General features: G+C 53.8%; 4 protein-coding genes. All 4 read right to left on the reverse strand.

Annotation, left to right across the window (positions count from 1 at the left end):
* On the reverse strand, window positions 1-446 hold a 446-nt coding region (rsmD, locus tag lacNas_RS11085), incomplete at its 3' end, for a 16S rRNA (guanine(966)-N(2))-methyltransferase RsmD (protein ID WP_201346869.1).
* On the reverse strand, window positions 443-784 hold the full coding sequence (locus tag lacNas_RS11090; RefSeq protein ID WP_201330285.1) for a YlbG family protein: 342 nt from the start codon (window positions 782-784) through the stop codon (window positions 443-445). The genes rsmD and lacNas_RS11090, both read right to left, overlap by 4 nt.
* On the reverse strand, window positions 774-1979 hold the full coding sequence (locus lacNas_RS11095) for an FtsW/RodA/SpoVE family cell cycle protein (protein WP_201330286.1): 1206 nt from the start codon (window positions 1977-1979) through the stop codon (window positions 774-776). The genes lacNas_RS11090 and lacNas_RS11095 overlap by 11 nt, the downstream gene beginning before the upstream one ends.
* A 99-nt stretch (window positions 1980-2078) precedes the next feature.
* The coding region (locus lacNas_RS11100; RefSeq protein ID WP_507762788.1) for a large ribosomal subunit assembly factor BipA at window positions 2079-3000 on the reverse strand (922 nt) is incomplete at its 5' end.

The raw sequence follows: 3000 nt of genomic DNA on the forward strand, positions 1-3000 counted from the left end.
ACCACCACCCTGGCTGCCGGCGCCAGCAGCTGGCCGGCCAGCAAAGCCGCCATGTCCTTGACCATCTGCTGCTTGGCATATGGCGGGTCCAAAAAGACCAGGTCAAACTGCCGGCCCTGGTCGGCAAAGACCTTCAAGGCTACCTTGGCCGGCATGGTGAAGACTTCAAAGCGCTCAGGCTCCCGGGTCAGCTCCACGTTCTTTTTGATGATCTGACTGGCGGCCCGGCTGACGTCATTTAAAACGGCGCGGTCGCATCCCCGCGAAACGGCTTCGATGCCCAAAGCCCCGCTGCCCGCGTAGAGGTCCAGGACGCTTTCGCCGTCAAAAAACTGCCCCAGCGAATTGAACAGCGATTCTTTTACCTTGTCGCTGGTCGGCCGGGTCTTTTGGCTTTTGAGCGTAAACAAATTCCGTTTGGCGTATTTTCCAGAAATGATTCTCACTTGATCCAGTCCTCTTTGTCTTTTTGATTCAGCTTTTCCTCAGCTTCCTGGGCCATCTGGTTGAGCTGCTGCTCGATATTTTGATTGTCCAAATTCAAGGCGTCGTTCATGGAAAACTCCACCCGCTTGACGAAATTGAAGCCCTGCAGCTTGTGGGCCACCTCTTCAGCTTCATCCCGGTTGACGTACAAAACCAGATAGTGCAGTTTTTTGGAAAAATAAACAATGTCCCCGAAGCGGCGCAGCTTGAACTGATCGTTGTTGACGTTGCGCAGGTAAACGATCAGGCTCGTCCGGCTGGGAATCTCCTGCTTTTCCAGTTCTTGGTTAATACTCATCTGCCAGTTCACTCTCCTGTCTCATTTTTTCTTCCGCCGTCACGTTCAAAACCAGGCCGATCGCGGCTGAAAGCACCCACAGGGAGGAACCACCGTATGAAATGAAGGGCAGAGTCACCCCGGTGATCGGCATCAAGCCCAAGACGGCCCCGACGTTGAACAGGGTCTGGAAAAAGATGATCGCGGTCACCCCGAAGCAGATCAGCGAGCTGTACTGTGACTGGGCCTTGACCCCGCGCTCCATGATGAGCAGCATCAAGTAAAAAAGCAGGCCTAAAACGAGCAAGGCGCCCAGTGAACCGATTTCTTCAGCGATAATCGACAAAATGAAGTCGGTGTACGGTTCTGGCAGGTAGCCCCGCTTCTGGATGCTGTTGCCCAGCCCCAGGCCAAACAGGCCACCGTTGTGGATCGCGTAATATGAGTTGACCAGCTGCGCCCCTTCGTTGGCTGCCGTCTTAAACGGGTGCAAAAAGGCAATGAAACGCTTGTAGACGTAGACGTTCTGCAAAAAGCTCGGATTCCAGGCCACAATCAGGCTGAAGCCGCCGACCACCAGGACGACAATGCCGATGATGCTCAACAGCGCGTAGCCGGTCGGAATCCCCGAGACTGAATACATGATCAAGACCATGCAAAAAAGAATCGCGGTCCCCCCGAAGTCGGGTTCAATCAAAACCAGGATCATCGTAAAGCCCGCAACGATTGCCGTCGGCAGCAGCTGCGAAATGATGTGGCCGCGCACCAGGCGCCCGTCAGCCTTGGCCAGCATCCGGGCCAGGTAAAGAATCAGAATCAGCTTGGCCAACTCCAGCGGCTGAATGTTGATCGGCCCCAGGTTGATCCAGCCGCGGGCCCCGTTGACCTCCTGGCCAAACAGGCGAACGAAGAGCAGCGACCCCATCATCGCCGCCAGCAGCCACAAGAGCAGCTTGCCGCGGCGCAGGAAATCCAGGTTCAAGCGGTAACACAAAAGGCAGATCACCACCCCGGCTAGCGCGTAAGACAGCTGCTTGACCCCGTAAACCGTGGCTTTGAAGCCATTGATCAGCAGTATTTCCGAACTGGCTGAATAAACCGCGATCACGCCGATCGTCATCAGCAGCAGATAGACAATGAAAATGCGGTAGTCAAAATATTTAAATGCTTCCTTTATTCTGGCAGGCATGCCGGCCCCAGCTTTATTTTCCTTCACGTGTTTCCCCTCTTTAAAATAATCGTCGCCTTTCATTATAAAACAAAAAAGCCTCTCCTCCTACAAGTAGGCGGGGAGACTTTACCAAAAAACTAACAATTAGTTGTTCTTGGCCTTCTTCTTGTCAAACTTCTGCCGTTCTGAAGTGTTCAGGATCTTCTTGCGCAGGCGCAGGCTTTCCGGAGTTACTTCACAGTATTCGTCATCGTTCAAGAATTCGATTGATTCTTCCAAAGTCAGAGTCTTTGGAGTTCTGATGGCAGCGGCGTGGTCCTTACCGGATGCACGGGTGTTGGTCAGGTTCTTGCCCTTGGTAACGTTGACAGCAATGTCACGGTCACGTGAGGAAACCCCGACGATCATCCCTTCGTAGACTTGAACGCCGGCACCGATGAAGAGCTGGCCGCGCTGTTCAACTGACTGCAAAGAGTAAGTCGTTGACTGGCCTTGGTTGATTGAAACCAGGGCACCGTTGCGGCGGCCTGGGTTCCAGTTCTTGACAACCGGCTTGTATTCGCTGAAGGTGTGGTTCATGATCCCGTAACCACCAGTTGCGGACATGAATTCGTTGTTGTAGCCGATCAAACCACGGGAAGGAACTGAGAATTCCAACCGGGTCTGGCCGTTGCCCTTGGAAATCATGTTCTGCATTTCACCCTTGCGCTGGGACAAACCGTCGATGACTGAGCCGACGTATTCGTCTGGAACGTCTACTTGTACGGCTTCGTATGGTTCGCACATTTGGCCGTCGACTTCGCGGTAGATAACCTTAGGACGTGAAAGCTGCAGTTCAAAGCCTTCCCGGCGCATTTCTTCAACCAGGATTGACAGGTGCAGTTCACCACGGCCGGAAACAGTCCAAGCGTTCAGCTGGTCAGTTGGTTCAACCTTCAAGGAAACGTCAGTCCGGGTTTGCCGCAGCAGACGGTCTTCCAGCTTGGCTGGAGTAACCTGGCTGCCTTCACGGCCGGCAAACGGTGAGTCGTTGGCAACGAAGTCCATTTGCAGAGTCGGCGGATCG

It is taken from the genome of Lactobacillus nasalidis (assembly GCF_016587775.1).
Taxonomy (GTDB): Bacteria; Bacillota; Bacilli; order Lactobacillales; family Lactobacillaceae; genus Lactobacillus; species Lactobacillus nasalidis.